This is a genomic window from Pseudomonas sp. SYWMCR5, assembly GCF_057197165.1.
The window spans coordinates 849,510-872,778 of the sequence record NZ_JBXUNH010000002.1 but is presented as its reverse complement, the minus strand read 5'-3'; the positions used below and the strand labels follow the sequence as shown (position 1 = coordinate 872,778).

At 66.1% G+C, this 23,269-nt stretch carries 24 protein-coding genes; 20 read left to right on the top strand and 4 right to left on the bottom strand.

All coding sequences use genetic code 11. The annotated features are described in order from the left end of the window. The 3 genes from AC2CGW_RS09810 to AC2CGW_RS09800 are packed head-to-tail and all read right to left on the bottom strand — an operon-like array spanning position 1 to position 3,166. Positions 1 to 747: a sugar transferase gene (locus AC2CGW_RS09810; protein WP_186709615.1), complete on the bottom strand. Its 747-nt coding sequence runs from the start codon at positions 745 to 747 to the stop codon at positions 1 to 3. Continuing rightward, positions 744 to 1,805 carry an NAD-dependent epimerase gene (locus AC2CGW_RS09805; protein WP_484573956.1) on the bottom strand — a complete coding sequence of 354 codons (1,062 nt, stop codon included), beginning with the start codon at positions 1,803 to 1,805 and terminating at the stop codon, positions 744 to 746. Before AC2CGW_RS09805 ends, AC2CGW_RS09810 begins: the two co-directional genes overlap by 4 nt. After that, on the bottom strand, positions 1,802 to 3,166 hold the full coding sequence (locus AC2CGW_RS09800) for a UDP-glucose dehydrogenase family protein (protein ID WP_484573955.1): 1,365 nt from the start codon (positions 3,164 to 3,166) through the stop codon (positions 1,802 to 1,804). The genes AC2CGW_RS09805 and AC2CGW_RS09800 overlap by 4 nt, the downstream gene beginning before the upstream one ends. 385 nt (positions 3,167 to 3,551) lie before the next feature. Here AC2CGW_RS09800 and AC2CGW_RS09795 point away from each other — a divergent pair, with 385 nt between their 5' ends. The 19 genes from AC2CGW_RS09795 (at position 3,552) to AC2CGW_RS09705 (ending at position 20,642) form a co-directional block, all read left to right on the top strand. Beyond that, positions 3,552 to 5,252 carry a sulfatase-like hydrolase/transferase gene (locus AC2CGW_RS09795; RefSeq protein ID WP_484573954.1) on the top strand — a complete coding sequence of 567 codons (1,701 nt, stop codon included), beginning with the start codon at positions 3,552 to 3,554 and terminating at the stop codon, positions 5,250 to 5,252. Between the two features lie 160 nt (positions 5,253 to 5,412). Beyond that, positions 5,413 to 7,389, top strand: a complete 1,977-nt coding sequence (locus AC2CGW_RS09790; RefSeq protein WP_484573953.1) for a YncE family protein — start codon at positions 5,413 to 5,415, stop codon at positions 7,387 to 7,389. Further along, the gene (locus tag AC2CGW_RS09785; protein ID WP_484573952.1) at positions 7,386 to 8,039 is read left to right on the top strand and encodes an SCO family protein; all 654 of its coding nucleotides are present in this window, start codon (positions 7,386 to 7,388) and stop codon (positions 8,037 to 8,039) included. The genes AC2CGW_RS09790 and AC2CGW_RS09785 overlap by 4 nt, the downstream gene beginning before the upstream one ends. Next, positions 8,036 to 8,692, top strand: a complete 657-nt coding sequence (locus tag AC2CGW_RS09780) for an SCO family protein (RefSeq protein ID WP_484573951.1) — start codon at positions 8,036 to 8,038, stop codon at positions 8,690 to 8,692. Before AC2CGW_RS09785 ends, AC2CGW_RS09780 begins: the two co-directional genes overlap by 4 nt. A gap of 21 nt (positions 8,693 to 8,713) precedes the next feature. Beyond that, positions 8,714 to 10,222 carry a cytochrome c/ABC transporter substrate-binding protein gene (locus AC2CGW_RS09775; protein ID WP_484574019.1) on the top strand — a complete coding sequence of 503 codons (1,509 nt, stop codon included), beginning with the start codon at positions 8,714 to 8,716 and terminating at the stop codon, positions 10,220 to 10,222. 12 nt (positions 10,223 to 10,234) lie between these two features. Next, the gene (locus AC2CGW_RS09770; RefSeq protein WP_484573950.1) at positions 10,235 to 10,876 is read left to right on the top strand and encodes a SurA N-terminal domain-containing protein; all 642 of its coding nucleotides are present in this window, start codon (positions 10,235 to 10,237) and stop codon (positions 10,874 to 10,876) included. A 229-nt stretch (positions 10,877 to 11,105) separates the two neighbouring features. Next, positions 11,106 to 11,639 carry a response regulator gene (locus tag AC2CGW_RS09765; protein WP_186665306.1) on the top strand — a complete coding sequence of 178 codons (534 nt, stop codon included), beginning with the start codon at positions 11,106 to 11,108 and terminating at the stop codon, positions 11,637 to 11,639. 57 nt (positions 11,640 to 11,696) lie between these two features. Continuing rightward, on the top strand, positions 11,697 to 13,394 hold the full coding sequence (locus tag AC2CGW_RS09760) for a GspE/PulE family protein (RefSeq protein WP_186709632.1): 1,698 nt from the start codon (positions 11,697 to 11,699) through the stop codon (positions 13,392 to 13,394). Next, a complete protein-coding gene (locus AC2CGW_RS09755; protein WP_484573949.1) occupies positions 13,375 to 14,163 on the top strand; it encodes a hypothetical protein in 789 nt (262 codons plus the stop codon). Before AC2CGW_RS09760 ends, AC2CGW_RS09755 begins: the two co-directional genes overlap by 20 nt. A 1-nt stretch (position 14,164) precedes the next feature. Next, positions 14,165 to 14,707: a pilus assembly protein gene (locus AC2CGW_RS09750; RefSeq protein WP_484573948.1), complete on the top strand. Its 543-nt coding sequence runs from the start codon at positions 14,165 to 14,167 to the stop codon at positions 14,705 to 14,707. Then, positions 14,694 to 15,245 carry a type 4a pilus biogenesis protein PilO gene (pilO, locus tag AC2CGW_RS09745; RefSeq protein WP_484573947.1) on the top strand — a complete coding sequence of 184 codons (552 nt, stop codon included), beginning with the start codon at positions 14,694 to 14,696 and terminating at the stop codon, positions 15,243 to 15,245. The genes AC2CGW_RS09750 and pilO overlap by 14 nt, the downstream gene beginning before the upstream one ends. Further along, positions 15,245 to 15,763, top strand: a complete 519-nt coding sequence (locus tag AC2CGW_RS09740; protein WP_288376849.1) for a hypothetical protein — start codon at positions 15,245 to 15,247, stop codon at positions 15,761 to 15,763. Before pilO ends, AC2CGW_RS09740 begins: the two co-directional genes overlap by 1 nt. Beyond that, a complete protein-coding gene (locus tag AC2CGW_RS09735) occupies positions 15,760 to 17,622 on the top strand; it encodes a secretin N-terminal domain-containing protein (protein ID WP_288376847.1) in 1,863 nt (620 codons plus the stop codon). The genes AC2CGW_RS09740 and AC2CGW_RS09735 overlap by 4 nt, the downstream gene beginning before the upstream one ends. Beyond that, complete coding sequence (locus tag AC2CGW_RS09730) at positions 17,619 to 18,092, top strand: type II secretion system protein (RefSeq protein ID WP_186665292.1); 474 nt, start codon at positions 17,619 to 17,621, stop codon at positions 18,090 to 18,092. The genes AC2CGW_RS09735 and AC2CGW_RS09730 overlap by 4 nt, the downstream gene beginning before the upstream one ends. Before the next feature lie 5 nt (positions 18,093 to 18,097). Continuing rightward, positions 18,098 to 18,472 carry a type II secretion system protein gene (locus AC2CGW_RS09725; protein ID WP_186665290.1) on the top strand — a complete coding sequence of 125 codons (375 nt, stop codon included), beginning with the start codon at positions 18,098 to 18,100 and terminating at the stop codon, positions 18,470 to 18,472. Further along, complete coding sequence (locus tag AC2CGW_RS09720) at positions 18,447 to 18,968, top strand: type II secretion system protein (protein WP_186665288.1); 522 nt, start codon at positions 18,447 to 18,449, stop codon at positions 18,966 to 18,968. The genes AC2CGW_RS09725 and AC2CGW_RS09720 overlap by 26 nt, the downstream gene beginning before the upstream one ends. Next, complete coding sequence (csgE, locus tag AC2CGW_RS09715) at positions 18,965 to 19,360, top strand: curli production assembly/transport protein CsgE (RefSeq protein ID WP_186665286.1); 396 nt, start codon at positions 18,965 to 18,967, stop codon at positions 19,358 to 19,360. Before AC2CGW_RS09720 ends, csgE begins: the two co-directional genes overlap by 4 nt. Further along, on the top strand, positions 19,357 to 19,770 hold the full coding sequence (locus tag AC2CGW_RS09710; RefSeq protein ID WP_186665280.1) for a curli assembly protein CsgF: 414 nt from the start codon (positions 19,357 to 19,359) through the stop codon (positions 19,768 to 19,770). The genes csgE and AC2CGW_RS09710 overlap by 4 nt, the downstream gene beginning before the upstream one ends. Positions 19,771 to 19,799: 29 nt before the next feature. Then, on the top strand, positions 19,800 to 20,642 hold the full coding sequence (locus tag AC2CGW_RS09705) for a CsgG/HfaB family protein (RefSeq protein ID WP_186665278.1): 843 nt from the start codon (positions 19,800 to 19,802) through the stop codon (positions 20,640 to 20,642). Between the two features lie 19 nt (positions 20,643 to 20,661). Here AC2CGW_RS09705 and AC2CGW_RS09700 read toward each other — a convergent pair whose 3' ends face one another. Beyond that, complete coding sequence (locus tag AC2CGW_RS09700) at positions 20,662 to 21,990, bottom strand: MFS transporter (RefSeq protein WP_186711612.1); 1,329 nt, start codon at positions 21,988 to 21,990, stop codon at positions 20,662 to 20,664. A gap of 161 nt (positions 21,991 to 22,151) precedes the next feature. Between AC2CGW_RS09700 and AC2CGW_RS09695 the strand changes: the two genes are divergently transcribed. After that, positions 22,152 to 23,249 carry a sugar diacid recognition domain-containing protein gene (locus AC2CGW_RS09695; protein ID WP_186665274.1) on the top strand — a complete coding sequence of 366 codons (1,098 nt, stop codon included), beginning with the start codon at positions 22,152 to 22,154 and terminating at the stop codon, positions 23,247 to 23,249. Positions 23,250 to 23,269 lie beyond the last annotated feature (20 nt).

Sequence of the window (23,269 nt, the reverse complement as noted above, 5' to 3'; positions counted from 1 at the left end):
TCAACTTGCTCCGTGGCCAGTGAAAACCTTGAACGGGGTCTTGAGCAGGATTTTCAGATCCAGCAGCAGGCTCTGTTCGTTGATGTAGCTGAGGTCAAGCTCTACGCGTTGGTCAAAATCGATGTTGCTGCGTCCGGAGATCTGCCAGAGGCCGGTCATGCCGGGGTAGATCGACAACCGTGCCAGGTGGTTGTCCTTGTAGCGGTAGGCGTTGAACGAGGTGGGGCGCGGGCCGACCAGGCGCATGTCGCCGGTGACGACGTTGATCAGGTTGGGCAGCTCGTCCAGGCTGCTGCGCCGCAGCCAACTGCCCACCGAGGTGATGCGCGGGTCTTTGTCGATCTTGAAATCGATGGAGTCGGCGCCGTGCTTGTTCAGGTGGCGTACCGAGTCCTTCAGCGCCTCGGCGTTGGCGACCATGGTGCGGAACTTGAACATGCCGAACAGGCGGCCGCGGTAGCCGGTGCGTTTCTGCACGAAGAACACCGGGCCCGGGCTGGACTGCTTGATCATCACTGCCAGCACCAGGAACACCGGGGACAGCAGCAACAGCAGGGTCAGCGCCGCCAGACATGACAGCGCGCGGTTGGTGCGCGACAAGGTCCAGGGGCGCCCACCGACCCGGCCGGTCATCCAGCCGCGGCCTTGCATGTGGATGGCGGCATCGATGCGCTGGCGGTGCGCCGGGTCCATGCGTTTGTCCTGGTACAGCGCCTGTAGCTGGGCGCTTTTCGGTTGTCCTGTCATATCACCCTCCGTTGTTTCGACTGCTCGCCTGCAGGTTCGCCGTCTGTGGCGGGCGAGTAGTAGTGCTTGAACCAGGCGACGAATCGCCCGAGCCCTTCATCCAGGGAAATCGTTGGGGTAAAGCCGGTGACCCGGGCCAGGGCGCTGGCATCGGCACAGGTGGCCAGCACATCGCCCGGCTGCAGTGGCAGCAACTCGATCACCGCATCGCGCCCGAGGTGTTTTTCCAGCAGGGCCAGGTAGTCGAGCAGTTCCACCGGGCGTTGGCCGCCGATGTTGAACAGGCGCCAAGGCGCTGCGCTGCTGGCCGCATCGGGGCTGAAGGCGTCCCACTGCGCATCGGCGCGAGGCGGGTAGGGCAGCAGCCGCACCAGGCTTTCAACGATGTCGTCGATGTAGGTGAAGTCGCGCTGGTGCCGACCATGGTTGAACAACTGGATCGGCCGGCCTTCGCTGATGGCGCGGGCGAACTGCATCGGCGACATGTCCGGGCGGCCCCAGGGGCCATAGACGGTAAAGAAGCGCAGGCCACTGCAGGGGATGCCGAACAGATGGCTGTAGCTGTGCGCCATGGCCTCATTGGCCTTCTTGGTGGCGGCATACAACGACAGCGGATGATCGACTGCATCCTGCACCCGGTACGGCGTGCGCTGGTTGGCGCCATACACCGAGCTGGACGAGGCATACAGCAGGTGCTGCACCGGGTGTCGCCGGCAGCCTTCGAGAATGTTCAGGAAACCCGCCAGGTTGCTGTCCAGGTAGGCCTGGGGATTCTGCAGCGAGTAGCGCACACCCGCTTGCGCTGCCAGGTGCACCACCACCTCGGGGCGCTCCTTGGCGAACAGCCGGGCCATGGCGTCGCGGTCGGCAAGGTCCAGGCGGTGCAGCGCAAAGTCACCGACGCTCTGGCGCACCCAGTGCATGCGGGCATGCTTGAGCGACGGATCGTAATAGTCGTTGAAGTTGTCCAGGCCCAGCACCTCATGGCCGTCGCCCAGCAGGCGCAGGCAGGTGTGGGCACCGATGAAACCGGCGGCGCCGGTGACCAGCACTTTCATGGCGCGCCGACCTGCGGGGCATTCTGGTCGGGTGCGACCTGGCGCAGGCCGATGCCGCTGTAGTGCAGGCCGTGGGCGGCGACCTGCTCGGGGTTGTACAGGTTGCGACCGTCGATGATCACCCGTGTACGCAGCTTGCTGGCCAGCAGCGAGAAATCCACCACGCGGAAGTTTTTCCATTCGGTGCAGATCACCAGGGCGTCGGCGTCCTGCAGGGTGTCGTCGCGGGTGGCGCACAGTTGCAGGTCGTCGCGGTAGCCGTACAGGCGCCGGCATTCGTCCATCGCCTCGGGATCATAGGCCCGCACCGTGGCGCCTTCTTCCCACAGCGCTTCCATCAGGTAGCGGCTCGGTGCTTCGCGCATGTCGTCGGTGTTGGGCTTGAAGGCCAGGCCCCACAGGGCGATGGACTTGCCGCGCAGCCCGCCCAGGCGCTGCTGGAGCTTGGCGAACAGGATGCGCCGCTGCCGGTCGTTGACTTCGTTGACGCTCTGCAGCAGACGCAGGGGCATGCCGCTGTGTTCGGCGGTGTGCAGCAGGGCCTTGATGTCCTTGGGGAAGCATGAACCGCCAAAACCGCAGCCGGGGTAGATGAAGTGGTAGCCGATGCGTGGGTCCGACCCGATGCCGCGGCGCACCGCCTCGATGTCGGCACCCAGGTGCTCGCTGAGGTTGGCCAGTTCGTTCATGAAGCTGATACGCGTGGCGAGCATGGCGTTGGCGGCGTACTTGGTCAGCTCGGCGCTGCGGTTGTCCATGAACATCAGCTTTTCGTGGTTGCGGCAGAAGGGCGCGTAGAGTTCGGCAAGCTGGTCGTGGGCGACCTGGTCATGGGTGCCGACGATGATCCGGTCGGGGCGCATGCAGTCGGCCAGGGCGCTGCCTTCCTTGAGGAATTCGGGGTTGGACACCACGCGCACCTGCAACTTGCCCTTGCCCAGGCGCAGCAGTTCGGCGCGGGCAAGGGCCTCGACCTGGTCGGCAGTGCCGACCGGCACCGTGGATTTGACGATCAGGGTACGGTCGGTCTCCATCAGCTCGGCAATCTTCCGGGTGACGTCGAGCACATGGCTCAGGTCGGCCGAGCCGTCCTCGTCAGGTGGGGTGCCGACGGCGATGAAGATCAGTTCGGCATGGCTGACCGCATCGCTGGCCTGGGTACTGAACAGCAGCCGATCTTCCTTGATGTTGTCTTCCAGCAGGCCCGACAGGCCCGGCTCGCTGATCGGCGGGACGCCCTGGCGCAGTTGGTTGATCTTGTGGGCATCCACGTCCACGCACAGGACCCGGTGGCCAACGTCGGCAAGCGCTGCCGCTTGTACCAGTCCTACGTAGCCAGTGCCAAAAACGCTCACGTCCATGTCGGCGTGCCTCGTATGGATGAGTAAGAGGTATGAAACAGTGGTGTGATTTCTGTATAGCTCAGCTCGCGGGAAATGCGTCAAACCAATGGCATGTTTCGTCGCATTTACAGACGCCAAGCAAAACGGCCACTGGCCATCAACCCTTTGTCAATCCGGGGTTTAGCGTTGAAAGCTACTGGCAGTTGGCCGTTCGACGAACTGATGAACGGTTGCAGGCCGCGAATAATGCGGGCTTATGACGATAGAGCGTCTCAACCATGTTACGTTTTTTGCGCCAGAATATGGCGTTGCGATATCGCCGGAAAATTGACATTTCCGCCTTGTGATTTGTTTCAGGACTGCTACGGTGTGAATGGAAACCCATGACCGGAGTGGTCGAATCATGCGCGGATGGATCAAGCTGGCCCTGCTGTTCATCTACCTGGCGAGCTTTCATGGCTATTACCGGGAGCGGATGGAAGCACTGGGTCTTGGCCTGCCGTTGTTGCTTTACCTGGGCGTGGCCGGGGTGCTGGTGGTGGGGCTGCTGCTGGCGGCGTGGATTCGCCCGGGTTGGCTGCGCTGGGCGCTGGCGGCGGCTTTTGCGGTGAGTGCGCTGTTCTTCGATGCTTATCTGCGAATCACCGATTCCTACCTCACCTATAGTGCGTTCGTGTCCATGGTGTTTGCCGGTGGCTTCATCCAGGAAGCACTGGAGCAGTACCACTATGCAATCACCTTGGCGGCGTTCAGCTCGCTGCTGGTGCTGTTGGGTGTAGGCTTGCGGCCGGGCCCTGTGCCGCGCTTGCCGCGCCTGGTGCCGGTTGTCGCGCCGTTTCTGGCGCTGGCGTTGCTGATCGGCGTGCTGTTCATCCGCGCCGGCGAGGGTGCCCGTGGCCTGCCAGTGATGTACACACCCTTGGCTTACCTGAGCCTGTTCGGCTACGAGGCGCTGCACGACCGTGTCGGCCCACGCGAGCCGGTGAGCCTGGCGCAGTCCGGCAAGCCGATGGCGCGCGATATCGTGCTGATCATCGACGAAAGCATTTCGGGCAACTACTTGGACCTCAATACCCCAGCCGGCGTGGCGACTCACCTGCTGCAGCCGCAGCCAGGGGTGAGTATCTTCAACTACGGCTACGCCGCTTCGGTGGCCAACTGCAGCGCCGACACCAATGTCACCCTGCGCTATGGCGGCACCCGCAGCGATTACCTGCGCATCAACTCGACCCAGCCGTCGATCTGGCAATACGCCAAGCGTACGGGGCTGGGCACGGTGTACATCGATGCCCAGCGCACCGGTGGCAACCTGCAGAACCTGATGGACGACAACGAAAAGCGCGACATCGACCGCTTCGTCCAGTTCGATGACACTCCCGTGGTGCAGCGCGACATGGCGGCGCTGGAGCAACTGGTCAGCCTGCTCGAGGATGGCCAGCCGCAACTGATCGTGATCAACAAGGTTGGCGCGCATTTCCCGGTGCACGACAAATACCCCGACGCCTTCCTGACCTACCAGCCGGCATTGCCGCGCGGGCATTTCACCGATGTGGCCGACACCGGCACGCGTGAAGGCTTCGATGGGCGCCCCGAAGACTGGGTGCTGTATCGCAACGCGTACCGCAATACGCTGGGCTGGAACGTGGGTGAGTTCTTCCGCCGCCTGTTCGCCGAGGCCGACCTGAGCCAGGCGGTGCTGATCTATACCTCCGACCATGGGCAGGACCTGCATGAGCGCGGCAATCCGGGCCTGAACACTCATTGCGACAGCGAGCCGGTGATGGAGGAGGGGCTGGTGCCGCTGGTGGTGATTCAGGGCGAGGGCGTCAAGGCCCTGGACTGGCAGGCGCACCTGGCACAGAACCGCAACGCCTCCAGCCACTACAACATCTACCCCACGCTGCTGAAGTTGCTCGGCTATGACGCCGCAGCCGTCACCCGCACATACGGCCAGGCGCTGGATGTGCCGACCGACGATCCGTTCACCTTCAACGTGCGCTTCAACGCACGGCTGGGCGCCAAGCCGGACTTTCGTCACATCGACCTCAGCCAGGTGGTGACCCCTGACCAGGCCAAGGGTGTCGCGGTGACGGCGGCGCCCTGAGCGTTCAGCCAGGCCCCAGCATCGGGGAATCGGGTGGGGGATGGACATGGATGTCGCTGCTGTATTGTTCGTAACATTCTGATTTTGTTGAGTTTTCTCAATGGCATGACGCTTGCTTTGCCCTCAGGGAGTGCTCATATCCCGCAAGAGGGGACCGCGCATGAACAGGAAGACTCGCCCCGCCTACCTGGGGCTGTTGCTGGGGGTAGCGCTGATCGGCCTGGGTGTCGCCTACGAGAAACTCTGGTGCGATCCCCGCGAACTGCTGCAGGCGCCTGCCGACCCGCAGGCCCTGCATCGGCTCAGCCGCGAGGGCGTGACCGTGGAGTTCGAGGCGCGGGCAATGGACGGCGGCGAGTTGCGTGAAGGCAGCTTCGCCAACGTGCGGTTCAAGCTCAGCGACCAGGCCAGCGGCCAACCGCTGTCGGGCATGGCGCCGGGGGCCTGGCTCGATCCGGCGCAGTCGGCGCCGACGGGCGATCGCGACAGCAGTTGCAAGGCGCGGGTCGCGTTGTTTCTCAAGAGCAGCATCGGCGCACGGCCGTTGCTCGACCTCAACAGTTACTTTCTGCTGGTGCTGAACAAGGATGCCAGCCTCACCGTGATCGACCCGACGGTGTCGGTGGGCGGTGTCACCAGTACCCTGGCGCGCATTGACCTGCCGGGGCGGCCGATGGACTGGGCGGCCAGCAGCGACGACAAGCAGGTGTTCGTCTCGCTGCCCGAGCGCGGCCAGGTGGCGCTGATCGATACCGAGACCTTCCGCCGCACGGCCCTGCTGGAGGCCGGCGAACAGCCGGTGCGCGTCGCCCTGCAACCGGACCAGCGACGCCTGTGGGTTGGCAACAACAGCGCGGACCCAGCCAAGGGAGGGGTCACCGTGATCGATGTGCCCAGCCGCAGCACGCTGAAATCCTTCGCCACCGGCTCCGGCCATCATGAGATCGCCTTCAGCAGCGACTCGCGCTTCGCCTTCGTCAGCAACCGCGACGGCGGCACCCTGAGTGTCATCGATATCGCCGACATGCGCTTGCTCAAGACCCTGGAGGTCGGCCCGCATCCGCTGTCGGTGAGCTACTCGGCGTTGTCCCAGGCGGTCTATGTGGTCGATGGCCAGGAGGGCACGGTGCGGGTGATCGATGCGCGCAGCCATCAACTGCGCCATACGGTCAAGGCCGAGCAGGGGCTGGGACCGATGCGCTTCAGTGGTGACGGGCGCTACGGTATCGTCCTCAACACCCTGGAAAACCAGGCGTTGGTGATCGATGCGAGCACCGATACGCTGATTCACCGTATTCCGGTGGCCGCCGAGCCTTACCAGCTGACCTTCACCAAGGGTTATGCCTACGTGCGTGGCCTGGCCTCGCCCAAGGTCAGCATGATCAACCTGTCGAGCCTCGGCGAAGGGCGCACACCGATCGTCCAGGGCTTCGAGGCCGGACCCGCTGCGCCGCGCCAGGCAGGTGACCTGCCGCTGGCCCAAGGGGTGAGCGTGTCGCGGGACGACAACTCGGTGTTCGTGGTCAATCCGGTGGACAACACCACCTACTTCTACGCCGAGGGCATGAATGCGCCGATGTCCGGCTACAACAACCGTGGCCATCAGGCGCGCGCGGCCATGGTCATCGACCGCAGTCTGCGCGAGCTCGCACCGGGGGTGTACGGCTCGACCGTGAAGATGCCAGCGGCCGGCACCTTCGATGTGGCCTTTCTGCTCAACCAGCCGCAGATCATCCATTGCTTCAGCACCGAGGTGGCCGCGCTGCCGCAGGCGATCCGACGCAAGGGCGTGCATGCCGAATTCATCGGTACCGAACAGCCGCACCTGCAGGGCCACCCCTTCATCGCCCGGGTGCGCATCCTCGGTCACGACGGCATGCCGCGCGTCGGGCTGAGCGACCTGAGCCTGCGCTACTTCCTCGCGCCCTCGTCGTTGCCGCGCAGCGTCCCGTTCCAGGACATGGGCGAGGGTGTCTACCAGGCCTCGCTGCAGCTGGGCGAGGCCGGTGCCTGGTACCTGCATGTGCAGTCGCCCACCCTCGGGCGCCGCTTTGCCGAAGAAAACTACACCAGCCTGCGCGTGTTGCCCGCCGCAGCGTCCACCGCTTCCCAAGGGGAATCCAGGAGTGTTCGATGAACCGCAATCATGCCGCCGGACTGTTTGCCCTGAGCCTGGCACTGACCAGCCACCTGGCCTTCGCCCATGCCGGCCACGACCATGGCGGCAAGCCTGAACCGGCGCCTGTGGCACGCCAGGAAAAGGCCAGCGTGCGCTTTGCCGATGTCTCGCTGCTCGATCAGAACGGCATGCCGGTGCGACTGGAAAAGGACCTGGTCGGCGAGCACCTGGTGGTCATGGGCTTCATCTACACCAGCTGCACCACCGTGTGCCCGGTGGTGTCCTCGATCATGAGCAAGGTCCAGCAACAACTGGGCGGCCGGGTGGGCGAGGAGATCCGGTTGGTGTCGATCAGCGTCGATCCGCAGCGTGACGATTCCAGTCGCCTGCTGGGCTACGCCAAGGCGTTCCAGCATGGCCCGGGCTGGAGCTGGCTGACTGGCTCGCCCTACGCGATCAGCGAAACCCTCAAGGGGCTGGGCAGCTTCAGTGCCGACCTGACCCAGCATCCGCCGCTGATCCTGGTCGGTGACGGGCGCACCGGTCACTGGACGCGTTACTACGGCTTCACCGACCCCAACGTGCTGATCGCCGAGATCAATCGCCTGGGCGCCCGCCGGGTCCATGCCAAGAGCACCGCCATCGCCGGCCAGGAGGTTCAGCCATGAGCAGCTTCAGCTCCCGCCACGGTGGCATGCGCAGCCTCGACTGGCTGACCCTCGGCGCCTGCCTGTGGATCTTCGCCTCGATGGCCCTGGCCCATGAAGGGCATGCCCCGCAGCCACAACCGGCGCCGCCGACCATGGCCAGCGGCGCAGGCACCCGTGATGCGCAGACCTGGTTCACCGACACCCTGCTCAAGGACCAGAATGGCCGGGAGCTGCGTTTCTACAGCGACGTGCTCAAGGACAAGGTGGTGATGCTCAATGTCATCTTCACCCACTGCAACGATGCCTGCCCGCTGATCACCCGCAAGCTGCGCGAAGTCCGCGAAGCGATGGGCCCGCAGTTGGCGGCGCAGGTGACCTTCGTCTCGCTCAGCAGCGATCCGCTCAACGATACCCCCGAGGTGCTCAAGGCCTTCGCCGAGAAGCAGGGTGTGGACGGGCCGAACTGGCTGTTCCTGACCGGCGACAAGGCCCGTGTCGACCTGGTGCTGGGGCGGTTGGGGCAGTTCCTGCCCAGCCCCGAGCAGCACTCCACCCAGCTGATTGCCGGCGACGTGGCAGGCAAGCGCTGGAGCAAGATCCGACCTGACGCTCCCCCTGCGGCCATCGCCCAGCGTCTGCAACTGCTGGCCCAGCCGCTGGCGGGACGGTGAGCCATGGGCATCCGTGCGGCAATGGCCCGGGCGTGGCTGGGCGTGGCGCTGGTCCTCTGCGGCCCGGTGCAGGCGCTGGACCTTACGCCGGAGCAAGCCGCTGGCAGGCGGCTGTACCGCGAAGGGCTTTCCAGCAGCGATGCGCAATTGTTCGCGCGGGTCGGCGCCAGCGACATGCGCGTGCCGGCCAGTGTGCTGCCGTGCGCCAGCTGCCACGGCAATGACGGTCGTGGCCGTGCCGAGGGCGGCGTGCGTGCGCCTGACCTGGACTGGCAGCGCCTGGCCCTGGGGCAGGGTGAGCGCCAGAGCAATGCCCGGCGCTACCCGGCCTACGATGACGCCAGCCTGGCGCGGGCGATCCAGCGCGGCATCGATCCGGGCGGCAATCGCCTCGATTCGGCCATGCCGCGTTTCGACCTGACCCTGGCCGACCAGCGCAACCTCACCGCGTACCTCAAGCGGCTGGGTGAGGACCGTGATCCGGGGGTAGAGGAGAGCATCCTGCGCCTGGGCACCCTGCTGCCGAACGACGGGCCGCTGGCCGAAGCAGGACGGGTGGTGCGCGCGGTACTGGAAGACGGCATCGAGCAGCTCAATCGTCAGGGCGGCGTGCATGGCCGGCGCGTGCAACTGGTGAGCGCCGACCCGGGTCATGACCCCGCCAGTAGCGCCCAGGCGCTGCAGTACCTGGCCAAGCGGGAGCGGGTCTTCGCCCTGGTCGCACCGCTGGCGCCGCTGCTCGATGGCTCCGCCCTGGAGCGTGCGGGGCTGCCAATGATCGGCAGTACGCCGCGTGGCGGCGGCAATGCGCTGCTGTTCGACCCGTTGCCGGACGCCGTGCAGCAGTTGCTCAGCGTTGCCCGGCATGCGCGCGACGCACTGGGCCTGGCGCCTGATGCGCTGCAGGTGGTGTACGCCGGCGACGGGCAGTCGGCATCGGCCGAGCGCCTGCGTCAGCGTCTGGTGCAGATGGGCTGGGCGCCTGGGCCCGTGCAGGCGTTCCAGGGGCAGGCAATCGCGGGCGAGGGCATCGTCTTTCTCGGGCGGGCGCAGGCCTTTGCCGAACTCGCCGCCACGCTGCAGGCGGCAGGGCGCAGCCCCTATCTGTTTGCTGCATCCGGCCAGGTGGCCAGTGCCGTCGGCCAGTTGTCGCCGCAATGGTCGCAGCGTGTCTGGTTGAGCTACCCGTTCGTGCCCGATGACTGGACCGAACAAGGCCGTGCTGCGCTACTCGGTGTGCAACAGCGCCAGGGGCTGGATCCGCGGCAGGCTTCGGTGCAGGTCGGGGCCCTGTGTGCCTGGCGCTTGCTGGTCGAGGCGTTGAAGCAGGTGGGGCGCGATGCCAGCCGCGAGCAATTGCGCGTGGTACTGGAGCAACTGTACGACATCGACACCGGCCTGACCCCGCCGCTGGGCTTCGGGCCCGGACGTCGACAGGGCCTGGCGGGCGCCCATGTGGTGGCGGTCACCTTGCCGGGGCCGGAATTCAGCACCGTCGCACCCTATCGCCCATTGCCAGACCTGCCTTGAGAGGAACCCGCCATGCGTATCCTGCTGCTGTGCCTGCTGCTGGCGCTTGCCCAGGCGAGCCGTGCCGATCTCGCGGTGGCGCGGGTCAACGGTGTGGAGATCGGCGTCGTGCGCCTGGAAGGCTATTTCAGCGAGTACCTTCAGGCCCAGGGGCGGGCGTTGACCAGCATCCGCAATCCGACGCTGTACAAGCGCCTGCGCGACCAGGCGCTGGACGAGTTGATCGACAAGGAGCTGCTGTGGCAGGAGGCACAACGCCAGGGCATCACGGTCAGCGACGACCAGGTGTCGGCCCAGGTCGGTCAGCTCGAGGCGGCCTTCGGCAGCCCGGCGGTGTTCGAGCGGCGCCTGGGTGAGGCGGGTTTCGATAGGGCGAGCTTCGCTGACTACACTCGTCATGAGATGGCCGCCCAGCAGGTCTACGCGCGCCTGAGCCAGGTCGATGAGCCCAGCCAGGGCGAGATCGCCGCGTTCTACCAGGCGCACCGAGAAAAGCTGCAAGGCCAGCAGAACCAAAGTGCTAATGCTTCAGTCATAGCTGAACAGGGCCTGGCCATGGCCAGGGATGCACTTGTCGCGCAGTTGCAGGCCCAGGCGCGGCAATCGGTGCGCCAACGTTTGCGCCAATCCGCTATCGTGGAGCGCGCCGACTGAGCCCCGACAGTGGCAGTTCCCCAACAGTGGGGAATGGCTCCAAGGCAAAGTGCTATCAGACTCCCCGGAAGTGGGTAATCTCCGGCATGCGTCATAGGGTCGAGACAGCAAGATCAATGACTTACACGTGGTGCGACATGACTTTTCACGCCTGGCACGAAGCCTGCTCAAGCCTCTACAAGGCCGCACTTCGCAGACCGGGAAACCGGGCAGTTCATGGGAGTGGACCTTGGTGAACAGAGTTTTGGTAGTCGACGACGAACAGACCCTTGCGCAGAACCTGCAAGCGTATCTGCAGGCGCAAGGCCTGGACGTCCATGTTGCCCACGACGGTGCCGAAGGGATCGAGCTGGCTCAGCGCCAGGCACCGGATGTGATCGTGCTGGATTATCGCTTGCCCGACATGGAGGGGTTTCAGGTTCTGGAGACCGTACGCAGGAACAGGCAGTGCCACTTCGTGCTGATCACTGCGCACCCGACCGCCGAGGTCCGTGAGCGCGCCGCCGAGCTGGGTGTCACGCATGTCCTGTTCAAGCCGTTCCCACTGGCGGAACTGGCCCGTGCGGTATTCGACCTGATGGGCATCGAGCGCCAGCGCAGGGCGACGGACAATCCGGCCGAAGGGTTCGTCGAGCGACGCCAGAGCAGGAACCAGACGTTCCCCCTGCAGTTGTACGATGGCAGCTGGGTCCTGGCCGAACGCCGACGCAACGGCGCCAAGCCGCCCGGACCTGACGACGACCAACTGCTCACTGGGGAATAGCGGCGCCCGCGGCCATTCCCTCAGCCTGCGACGCGCCCCTGAGCGGAGTCGCAGGCCATGTCCGAAGCCTTTGATGCAGTCAGTAGCGGCCCTTTGGCGGGGGCCCTGCAATACCCCCGCGAACTGCTGGCCCGCGCCCGCAACACGTCTGGTGACGAGCGCCTGCTCACTTGCCTGGAGCGTCTGTCCTGCGATACTCCGGCCGCCTTCACCCAGCGTCTGGCCACAACCCTCCATTACCCGAGCCTCGACACCCAGGCCCTGTTCGCCAGCCAGCCGCGTTTCGAATGCGTGAGCCTGGCCCAGTGCCTCAAGCGCGAGTTCGTCATGGTGGAGCAGGGCGGTCAACTGATCGGCGTGTTCGCCGACCCCTTCGATCCCGCCCGCCTGGCCTGGATCGACGATTGCCTGCAAGGTGCGCCGCTGTACCTGGCGCACGCCGCCGACATTGCCACCTTCCTTGCCCGCCACGAAGAAAGCTTCCACGCCGTCGATGCCCTGGGCCATGACGGCGAAACCGGCGTCGAAGGCGATGCCTTGCAGCGCCTGTCGCTGACCAGCATCAGCGAGGACCAGAGCCGGGTGGTCAAGCTGGTCAACTCCACGCTCTACGATGCGCTCAAGCTGCATGCCAGCGACATCCACCTGGGCATGACCGGCCAGGGCCTGACCATCAAGTACCGAATCGACGGCGTGCTCAACGGCGCCGGCAAGGCCAGCGGCAGCGCTTTCGCCGACCAGGTGATCTCGCGCATCAAGGTCATGGCCGAACTCGACATCGGCGAAAAACGCGTGCCCCAGGATGGCCGCTTCAAGGTCGCCATCGGCGAACGCCAGATCGACTTTCGCGTGTCGATCATGCCGAGCATCTTCGGCGAAGACGCGGTGCTGCGGGTGCTCGACAAGCAGGACCTTTCCGACCAGGTCAGCGGTGTGCGCCTGCAGGCGCTGGGGTTCGCCGACGACACCCTGCGCGCCCTGCGCCGCCTGGCCAGTGAGCCGTACGGCATGATCCTGGTCACCGGCCCTACCGGCAGCGGCAAGACCACCACCCTCTACGCCATGATCAGCGAGATCAACCACGGCGTGGACAAGATCATCACCATCGAAGACCCGGTGGAGTACCAGCTCCCTGGCGTGTTGCAGATACCGGTGAACGAGAAGAAGGGCCTGACATTTTCCCGTGGCCTGCGCTCGATCCTGCGCCACGACCCGGACAAGATCCTGGTCGGCGAGATCCGTGACCCGGACACCGCGCAGATCGCCGTGCAGTCGGCCCTTACCGGGCATCTGGTGTTCACCACCATCCACGCCAACAACGTGTTCGACGTGATCGGCCGCTTCAGCCAGATGCAGGTCGATCCCTACAGCTTCGTCTCGGCGCTCAACGCCGTGCTGGCCCAGCGCCTGATTCGCCTGGCCTGCCCGCAGTGTGCCCGTGAGCACACCCCGGACGACGAATTGCTGGCTGCCTCCGGGCTGACCCGCGACCGTATCGACGGCTGGCGCTTCGTCCGTGCCCAGGGGTGCGGCCAGTGCCGTGGCAGCGGCTATCGCGGGCGCAGTGCGATTGCCGAGCTGCTGCACCTGGACGATGACCTGCGGCAGATGATCGTCGAACGCCGTCCGCTTTCGCAGATCAGGCAGCTGGCCTGCCAGCGCGGCTTGCGCCTGCTGCGCGCGTCGGCGCTGGACCTGGTCCGCGAGGGCCGTACCACACTCGAGGAGATCAACCGTGTCACATTCATTGCGTGATCCTGACAGATACTGCGCCGTGCTCGGTGCCGAGGGTGTCGGCCTGGGCCGGTGGCACGGGCGGCAACACCAATGGCTGGGCAGCCGCGACTTCACCTGTGACCCCACCCAGCCGGCCTGGGTGCCGGCGCTGGACACCTTGGCGGCACTGCTAACCGAGCACGCACCTCGGGGGGCGGCACTGCGGGTGGTGCTGTCGGGGCGCTACAGCCGTTTCTGCCTGGTGCCCTGGAGCGATGCCATCGGCCACCCGGGGGAGCTGCAGGCCTATGCCCGGGCCTGCTTCGAGAGCCTCTACGGCCAGCCGCTGGACGACTGGCGCATCGTGCTCTCACCGGAGCCTGCCGGTGCTGCGCGCATCGCCACCGCGCTGCCCGAGGCCCTGCTGCAGGGGCTGCAGGCGCTGGGTGTGCAAAGCCACCTGAAGCTGCGTTCGGTGCAGCCGTACTTGATGGCGGCCTATAACCGTTGCTCGGCGCAGCTGGGCCAGGGCGATTTTCTCTTCGTCCTCGCCGAACCCCGGCGCAGCGTGCTGTTGCTGGCTGCCGGTGGTGCCTGGCAGCAGGTGCTGGCGCAGGGCTGCGCCGACAGCGACCAGGCGCTCAAGGCCTTGATCGAACGCACCTGCGAGCTGTACGGCGAGCCACTGCCACAGGTCTACCTGCATGCCCCAGGGCGCGCAGACATCGCCGAACTGGGCGCGGTGCAATTGTGCGTAGCGGCAGGCGACGCTGACCCGTTGCACGCCATGTGGCGGGCGGTGGCCTGACATGCGCCGCCTCGACCTGGAATTCCAACCCCGGCGCAGCGGCGCACTGGCCTGGTCGCTGCTGGCCCTGGGCAGTGCCGTGGTGGCGCTGCTGTTGGTACTGCACCAGCAGTTGCAGCACGAACAACTGGTGCTGGACGGTCGCGTCCATGAGCTGGAAATCAAGCTCGGCCGGCGCCCGGCCACCGCCGCGCCGCAGACCAGTGCCGCCAGTCGCGAACAGGCTGAGCAACTGGCCCAGATGCGCAGTGTCTCGCAGCAGTTGCAACGGCCTTGGGAGCAACTGTTCGCCATGCTCGAGGCCATGCCCCAGGAAGACGTCGCGCTGCTGGCCCTGACGCCGGATGCACGCAAGGGCCAGGTACGCATCAGCGCCGAGGCTCGCAACCTGGAGGCGATGCTGCAGTACCACCAGCGCCTGGAGCGTAGCGCCGAGCTGCGCGATGTGTCGCTGCTCAACCACGAAGTGCTGGCCGGCCAGGCTGAACACCCGGTGCGCTTCAACCTCACCGCCACCTGGGAGACCGGTCATGCGCGTCCCTAGCCTGATTCTTCATGAACGCCTGCGCGCGATGGGTCGGGCAGGGCTGGCCGCACTGCTGACCGGAGTGCTCGCGCTGATCATGGCGGTCGCCGTGGTGTTGCCTCAGTGGCAGGCCGTGCGCGAACTGCGCGCCAGCGAGGCCGATGCCAGCGTGCAGGTGCAGCGCCTGGCCCGAGGTGAGTTGAAGGTTGCCGCCAAGCCCGAGCAGCAGACCCTCGACAGCCTGCGCCAGCAACTGCCCGGTCAGCCCCAGGCCAGCGCGCTGATCGAGCGCCTGTACCACCTTGCCAGCGCCGAACGCATCAGCCTGGCCCGCGGCGAGTACGCGCTGGGTATCGATCCGAAGACCCAGCTGGTGCGCTACCAGATTGTCCTGCCGGTGCGCGGCAGCTACCCGCAGATCCGCGGTTTTCTCCAGGCGCTGCTCGGCCAGTTGCCGACCCTGGTGCTCGAAGACCTGGAGCTGCAACGCAAACGCATTGGTGACCGGGAACTCAACGGTCGCGTGCGCATGACCCTTTACCTGTCGAGGTCGTGATGAACACTCAGCGCGTAGTGATGTGGGCGGGTTTCCTCGGTGTGAGCGCGCTGTTGGCGTGGGCGCCGGGGCACTGGTTCGGCGGGGAGGAGGGGGTGGCGCTATCGCGGGACAAGCCCGCTCCCACACAGGCAACTGCGCATGACACGCCCGCTGTGGGAGCGGGCTTGTCCCGCGATGGCGTCGGCACTGCCCCCGCCTCCGGCGACCTGTTCCCCGCCCAGCGCTGGGCCGCCGCCCCGACCCTGGCCAGCGTCACCGAGCAACCCATCGCCCCGGCACCGCTAGCCCCGGTAGCCGCCAGTGCCCCGGCCCTGCCTTTCCAGTTCGTCGGCCGCCTGGACGACCGTGACGACCTGCAGATCTTCCTGCAGAACGGCGAGAAGCTCTACGTCGTGCGCCAGGGCGATGTGATCGAGGACACCTACCGCCTCGACCGGGTCTCGGCCAGCGAGCTGAGCCTGGTCTACCTGCCGTTGCACCAGTCGCAGACCTTGTCTGTGGGGAGCGCACCATGAAACCGTCGAAGCTGTGCAAGCCTGCCCCGTTCATGCTCCTGGCCCTGTGCGTGGCCCTGGCGGGTTGTGGCTCCAGTGGCACGCGCAAGGACAGCGCCGAGTTGATCAAGGAAGGCCAGTACGAAGCCGGGATCGCGTTGCTCGAACAGGCCCTGCGTGAAGATCCGCGTGACACCGAACTCAACATCGCCCTGGCCCACGGTCGCCAGCAGGCGGTCGAGGCCTTGCTGGCCCAGGCCGACAGTGACCGCGTGCGCCACGACTTCGCCGGTGCACGCATGGGCTACGGCCGGGTCCTGACCCTGGAGCCGAACAATCGCCGCGCCCAGGAAGGGCTGCGCCAACTGGAGCTGATCCGCACCCTCGACGACCGCGTTGCCCTCGGCCAGGCGGCCTTGCGCCAGGGCGACCTGTTCGGCGCCGAGCGCTACATGCGCGAAGTGCTGCGCCTGGACCCGCAGAACCAGAAGGGCCAGATCCTGCGCAGCGACATCGAGAACGTCCAGGCCCGTACTGCCCAACCCTTCCCGCAACTGCGCAGCAAGCTCGAGCGCCCGGTCACCCTGGAATTTCGCGATGCCAACCTCAAGACCATCTTCGAGGTGCTGGCCCAGGTCGCCGGGATCAACTTCATCTTCGACAAGGATCTGCGCCCGGACATGAAGGCGACGATCTTCGTGCGCGAGGTGCGTATCGAGGACGCCGTGGCCCTGCTGCTGGAGCAGAACCAGTTGCGCCAGAAGATCGTCAACGACAACACCCTGCTGGTCTACCCCGACTCGCCGCAGAAGACCAAGGACTATCAGGAATTGGTCATGCGCACTTTCTACCTGACCAGCATCGATGCCAACACCGCGCTGAACATGGTCAAGACTTTGCTCAAGACCCGGGATGTATTCGTCGACGAGCGCCTCAACACCCTGACCCTGCGCGACACCCCCGATGCCGTGCGCATGGCCGAGAAGCTGTTGCAGTCCCAGGACCAGTCCAACCCCGAGGTGGTGCTGGAAGTGGAGGTGATGGAGGTGGCGCGTTCGCGCATCCTCGACCTCGGCCTGCAATGGCCCAACACCTTCGGGGTGATCAACAGCGACGGCAGCGCGGTGGGTGTGCTCGACCAGCTGCGTGGGATCAACTCCAGCCGCATCACCATATCACCGTCGCCACAGGCCAAGATCAACGCCCAGGACAAGGACATCAACACCCTGGCAAGCCCGGTGATCCGCGTCAGCAACCGCGAGCAGGCGCGCATCCACATCGGTCAGCGGGTGCCGATCATCAGCGCCACCTCGGTGCCGTCTACCCAGGGGCCGGTCATTACCGAGAGCGTGACCTACCTCGATGTCGGCCTGAAGCTCGAAGTCCAGCCGACCGTGCACCTGAACAACGAAGTGGCGATCAAGGTGGCGCTGGAAGTGAGCAATGCCACGCCGCTGGAGCCGACCCGTCAGGGCACCATCCCGGTCCAGGTCGATACCCGCAACGCCCAGACCAGCCTGCGCCTGCACGATGGCGAGACCCAGGTACTGGCAGGCCTGGTGCGCAACGACCATAACGCCAGCGGCAACAAGATCCCGGGCCTTGGCGACATTCCGGGGCTGGGCCGGCTGTTCGGCAGCAACAAGGATGACATGAGCAAGTCCGAACTGGTGCTGGCGATCACCCCGCGCATCGTGCGTAACCTGCCTTACCAGAGCCCGTCGGACATGGAGTTCGCCACCGGCACCGAGTCGGCCCTGCAGGTCCGCCAACTGGCGCAGCCACTGCCAGCCGATGTCGTGCCCAGTGATACCCCCAGCGAGGCTGCGCCGGTGATCGAGGGGCAGATGGCGGTGGTGCCTCGGAGCCCGCGGCCATGAAACGCCGCCAGCAGGGGTTCAGCCTGATCGAGGTGGTGCTCACCCTGGCGCTGCTCGGGTTGCTCGCCAGCATGGCCGCGCCCATGGCCGAAACCCTGGTGCGGCGCAACAAGGAGCAGCAGTTGCGCGAGGCGTTGTACCAGATCCGCGATGCCATCGACGCCTACAAGCGCGCTTTCGACGCCGGCTACATCGAGAAGCGCCTGAACGCCAGTGGCTACCCACCGAGCCTCGAGGTGCTGGTCGAAGGCGTGCGCGACGTGCGCAGCGCCAAGGGCGCGAAGTTCTATTTCCTGCGGCGCATCCCTCGCGATCCGCTGCGCGAGGCGCGGCGCGACGACCAAGGCGGCTGGGGCCTGCGCGCGTACGACAGCAGCGCCGATAACCCGCGTGAAGGCGAGGACGTGTTCGATGTGTACTCCAAGGCGCCGGGCAAGGGCCTGGACGGCACCCCCTACGGGCAATGGTGATGGCCATGAAACGCAACCGCGGTTTCACCCTGATCGAGTTGCTGGTGGTGATGGCGATCATCGCGACGTTGATGACCATCGCCATGCCGCGCTACTTCAACAGCCTGGAGGCGAGCCGCGAGGCGACCCTGCGCCAGAGCCTGGCCGTGTTGCGCGAGGCACTGGACCACTACTACGGCGACACCGGCCGCTATCCCGAGTCGCTGGAACAACTGGTCGAGCAGCGCTACCTGCGCAACACCCCGGTCGATCCGGTCAGCGAGCGCCGCGATGCCTGGCAGCTGGTGCCACCCCCCGAGGGGGTGGCCGGTGGTGTCGCCGACATCAAGAGCGGGGCAACGGGGAGGGCGCGTGATGGCAGCCTCTATGCCGAGTGGTAACGCCGGCTTCACCTACCTGGGCGTGTTGCTGCTGATCGCCACCAGCACCCTGGCCCTGGCCGCCACCGGCACGTTGTGGGCCACCAGCGCCCAGCGCGAGCGCGAGCGCCAGCTGCTGTGGGTCGGCGGCCAGTACGCCCAGGCGCTGCGCAGCTACTACCGCGCCTCGCCGGGGCTGGCCCAGTACCCGCAGGATCTGGCCGAGCTGCTGGAGGATAACCGCTTCCCGGCACCGCAGCGGCATATCCGCCGGCTGTACCGCGACCCGATCGGCGCCAGCGAGGACTGGGGCCTGATGCGTGCGATCGACGGCCGAATCACCGGGGTGTACAGCCGCTCGCAGGCCGCGCCGATCAAGCGCAGCGGCTTCAGCGCGCAGTGGTCGGGGTTCGAGGGGCTGGCGCACTACAGCGACTGGCAGTTCGTCGCCGAACAGGCCTTCACCGAGAGCGGCACTGGCCCGCGTCGGCACAGCGGCCCGGGAGAGGCGCCATGAAGCGCCTGGCCATCGCCCTGTGCCTGGCGCTGTCGCTGGCCCAGGCTGCGGCACGGGCCGGCAGCGAGGACGAAATGATGGGCTTCATCGTCGACAACACCATTTCGCACATTGGCCACGACTTCTACTCCGTGTTCACCGACCGCTTGCGTGCCACCAGCCGCCTGGACTTCAACCTGGTGGTGCGCGAACGACCCGATGCGCGCTGGGGCAGCCTGGTGACCGTGGAGCACGAACGCGAGGTGCTGTACCGGCGCTTCCTGCCACCGAACACCACGCAGCTCAACGACGAGGCCATCGCGGCCGCCGACCTGGTCCGCCAGCAGATCATTCAGCGCAAGCTGCAACGTCTGCTGCAGGACACCACCGATCTGGAGAGGGACGAGCTATGAACACCGCCATTTCACGCAGCATCGCCGCCTGCCTGCTGGCAACGGCCTTCGGGGCGCAGGCCACGGAGCTGGTCTACACCCCGGTCAACCCGGCCTTCGGTGGCAACCCGCTCAACGGCACCTGGCTGCTCAACAACGCTCAGGCGCAGAACGATCACGAAGACCCGAGCCTCAAGAGCCGCAGCTCGGCGTTTTCCGGCACCACGGCCCTGGAACGCTTCAGCAACCAGCTCGAGTCGCGGCTGCTCTCGCAGTTGCTCGACAACATCAACAATGGCCGGGCCGGCAGCCTGGCCACCGATTCGTTCCTGGTCGATGTGATCGATGACTCCGGTGCCCTGAGCATCCGCGTCACCGACCGTGCCACCGGGGAAATCTCGATCATCGAGGTCAGCGGCCTGAACCCCTGAGAGGGACTGGCCAACAGGGGAGACATGCCATGAAACGCCTGCTGAGCACACTGCTGATTCTCGCCACCCTGCAAGGTTGCGGCCTGCGTGAACCGATGCCTGCCGAGCAGGACGCCGAAACACCGACCCTGACCCCGCGTGCCTCGACCTATTACGACCTGCTCAAGATGCCGCGTCCCAAGGGCCGGCTGATGGCGGTGGTGTACGGTTTCCGCGATCAGACCGGGCAGTACAAGCCGACCCCGGCCAGTTCGTTTTCCACCAGCGTGACCCAGGGCGCGGCGAGCATGCTGATGGATGCCCTCAACGCCAGCGGCTGGTTCGTGGTGCTCGAGCGCGAAGGGCTGCAGAACCTGCTGACCGAACGCAAGATCATCCGTGCCTCGCAGAAAAAGCCCGACGTGGCCGAGAACATCCAGGGCGAGTTGCCGCCGCTGCAGGCGGCCAACCTGATGCTCGAGGGCGGCATCATCGCCTACGACACCAACGTGCGCAGCGGCGGTGAAGGCGCGCGCTACCTGGGCATCGACATCGCCCGCGAGTATCGGGTCGACCAGGTCACGGTCAACCTGCGTGCGGTGGATGTGCGCACCGGGCAGGTGCTGGCCAACGTGATGACCAGCAAGACCATCTACTCGGTGGGGCGCAGCGCCGGGGTCTTCAAGTTCATCGAGTTCAAGAAACTGCTCGAAGCGGAGGTGGGCTACACCACCAACGAGCCGGCACAGTTGTGCGTGCTGTCGGCCATCGAGGCGGCGGTGGGGCACCTGCTGGCCCAGGGCATCGAGCGGCGGCTGTGGCAGGTGGCGGGCGATGGCAGCGGTGACAAGGCGGTGCTGGAACGGTACCTGGGGCAGTTCCAGCAGCCTTGATGCACGCGGCCCGCAGGCCTCAGTTGGCCCGTGCGGCGTTCAGTGCCCCGGCGCGCGACACGCGCAGGGCCACCAGGCTGCCCAGCACGATCACACCCGCCAGCGAGTACAGCGCCGCGTCCGTCGAGCCGGTCTGGTCCTTGATGAAGCCCACCAGATACGGGCTCAGGAAGCCGGCCATCTGGCCCACCGAGTTGATGATCGCCAGGCCCGCGACAGCGGCACTGGCGCTGAGCAGCGCGGTCGGCATCGGCCAGAACATCGGCAGGCCAGTCAGTGCGCCCATGGTGGCGATGGACAGGCCCAGGATGGCCACGGTCGGGTTGCTGGCGAAGTTGACCGCGATCAGCAGGCCGATGGCGCCCATCAGCATGGGCACCACCAGATGCCAGCGGCGTTCGTTGCGCAGGTCTGCCGAGCGGCCGACCAGGATCATGAACACCCCGGCCAGCAGGTAGGGGATCGCACTCAGCCAGCCGATCAGCAACGGGCTGTCGAAGCCCAGGTTCTTGATGATCGAGGGCAGCCAGAAGTTGATCGCATAGACACCGCTCTGGATGCAGAAGTAGACGAAGCCGAAGGTCCAGATCAGTGGGTTGGTCAGTACGGCCAGCACGCTGTCGCCGGTGGTGCTCGGCTTGCTCGCGGCATCGGCGGCGAGGTCCCTGGCGATCAGTTGGCGCTCGCTGTCCGACAGCCAGGCGGCCTTCTGATAGCCGTCGCTGAGCAGGAACACCGCGAGTATGCCCAGCGCCACGGTCGGCAAGCCCTGGATCAGGAACATCCACTGCCAGCCCGCCAGGCCGTGCTGGCCTGCGGCGAAGTGGTCGAGAATCCAGCCGGAGAACGGCCCGCCGAGCAGGCCCGAGACCGGGATCGCCGACATGAACAGGGCCATGATGCGCCCGCGCCGATCAGCCGGGAACCAGCGCGAGAGATACAGGACCACGCCGGGGAAGAACCCGGCTTCGGCGGCGCCGGTGAACAGGCGCAGCACGTAGAACTCCATCGGTGTGGTGACGAACAGCAGGCAGGTCGAGAGCGTGCCCCAGGCGATCATCATCACCGCGATCCAGCGCCGGGGGCCGAAGCGGTTGAGCGCCAGGTTGCTGGGCAGGCCGCAGAGCACGTAGCCGATGAAGAAGATCCCGGCGCCCAGGCCGTAGATGGTCTCGCTGAACTTCAGTGCGTCGAGCATCTGCAGCTTGGCGAAACCGACGTTGACGCGGTCCAGGTAGTTGAACAGGTAGCAGATGAAAATGAACGGGATCAACCGCAGGGTGATGCGCCGGTACAGCGCATTGCGGCTGGGGTCTTGGCCTTGGTCAGGGGCAGGGCTGTGTGCCATGATGAAATTCTCTGTTGTTATGGTTGTCACGCGGCGCCTGTCCCGGCGCTCGCCTGAAACGAGTCTCGGCGAGCAGGGCGCCGCTGTCTTTGTGCTTTTGCACAGCGTAGGGCACGCACGGCTGTGCTGCGGAACAAAGTCTGCCACTGCAAGGAACCCACATGTTCGAGCTAGACCACGACCTGGCCCAGGATATCGTCGACCGGGCGATGGCGATCCTGCCGTGCAACGTCAATGTCATGGACAGCCAGGGCCTGATCCTGGGCAGCGGCGAGCCAGAGCGCATCAACACTCGTCATGAGGGGGCACAACTGGTCCTGGCCAATGGGCGTATCGTCGAGCTCGACAGCGAGGCGGCCAAGTGCCTCAAGGGCGTGCAGCCGGGGGTGAACCTGCCGTTGATGCTCGACGACCGACTGATCGGCGTGCTCGGCCTGACCGGCGATCCGCAGCAACTGCGCACCTATGGCGAGCTGGTACGCATGACCGCCGAGATGCTCCTGGCCCAGCGTCACCTGCAGGTCGAACAGCAGTGGCGCCGACAGCGCTGCGACGATCTATTGGCGCTGCTGCTGGGCGGCAGTGGCGATTCACCCCGGCTGGTGGACGAAGCCCGGCAACTGGGGCTCAAGCCGCAACTGGCGCGGGTGCCTTGCCTGTTCGAGCTGGAGGGCGGCCCACCGGGCGAAGTGCTGTCGGCCTGGCTGAGCAGCCGTTATCCGGACAGCTGGTGCGTCAGCCCGGCGCGTCAATCGCTGCTCTGGTGCCGCCCGGCAACCGTGGCGCTGGACGAGGTGCGCCTGATCGAACGCTTGCAGCGCCATGGCTGGCAGGTCCAGCGCCTGGCCCTGGGCAGCGTGGCGCAGAGCCTGGAGCAGTTGCGACGAGGTTATCGGCGGGTCCGCGACCTGTTGGCCTATGGCCGCGAGATAGTGCCCGGCGAGCGCGTGTTGAGTTTGTCGCGCTACCGCTTGCCGGCGTTGCTCTGGCGTCATCGCAATGACGACGCCCTGGACGAATTGCTCGAACCGCTGCAACGCATCCGCGCCAAGGATGCCAGCGGGCAATTGCTCGCCACCCTGCGCGCCTGGTGCGCCCATGACGGACAAAGCCAGGCGTGCGCCGATGCCTTGGGGATCCATCGCAACAGCCTGCGTTATCGACTGGAGCGTATCGCTGAACTGGGCGAGGTGGATCCGCTGCGTCTGGAGGGGATGCTGAGCCTGTACCTGGGCTTGCAGCTGCTGCCTGCCGAGTGAGCCTGGGGAACCGGGCGAAG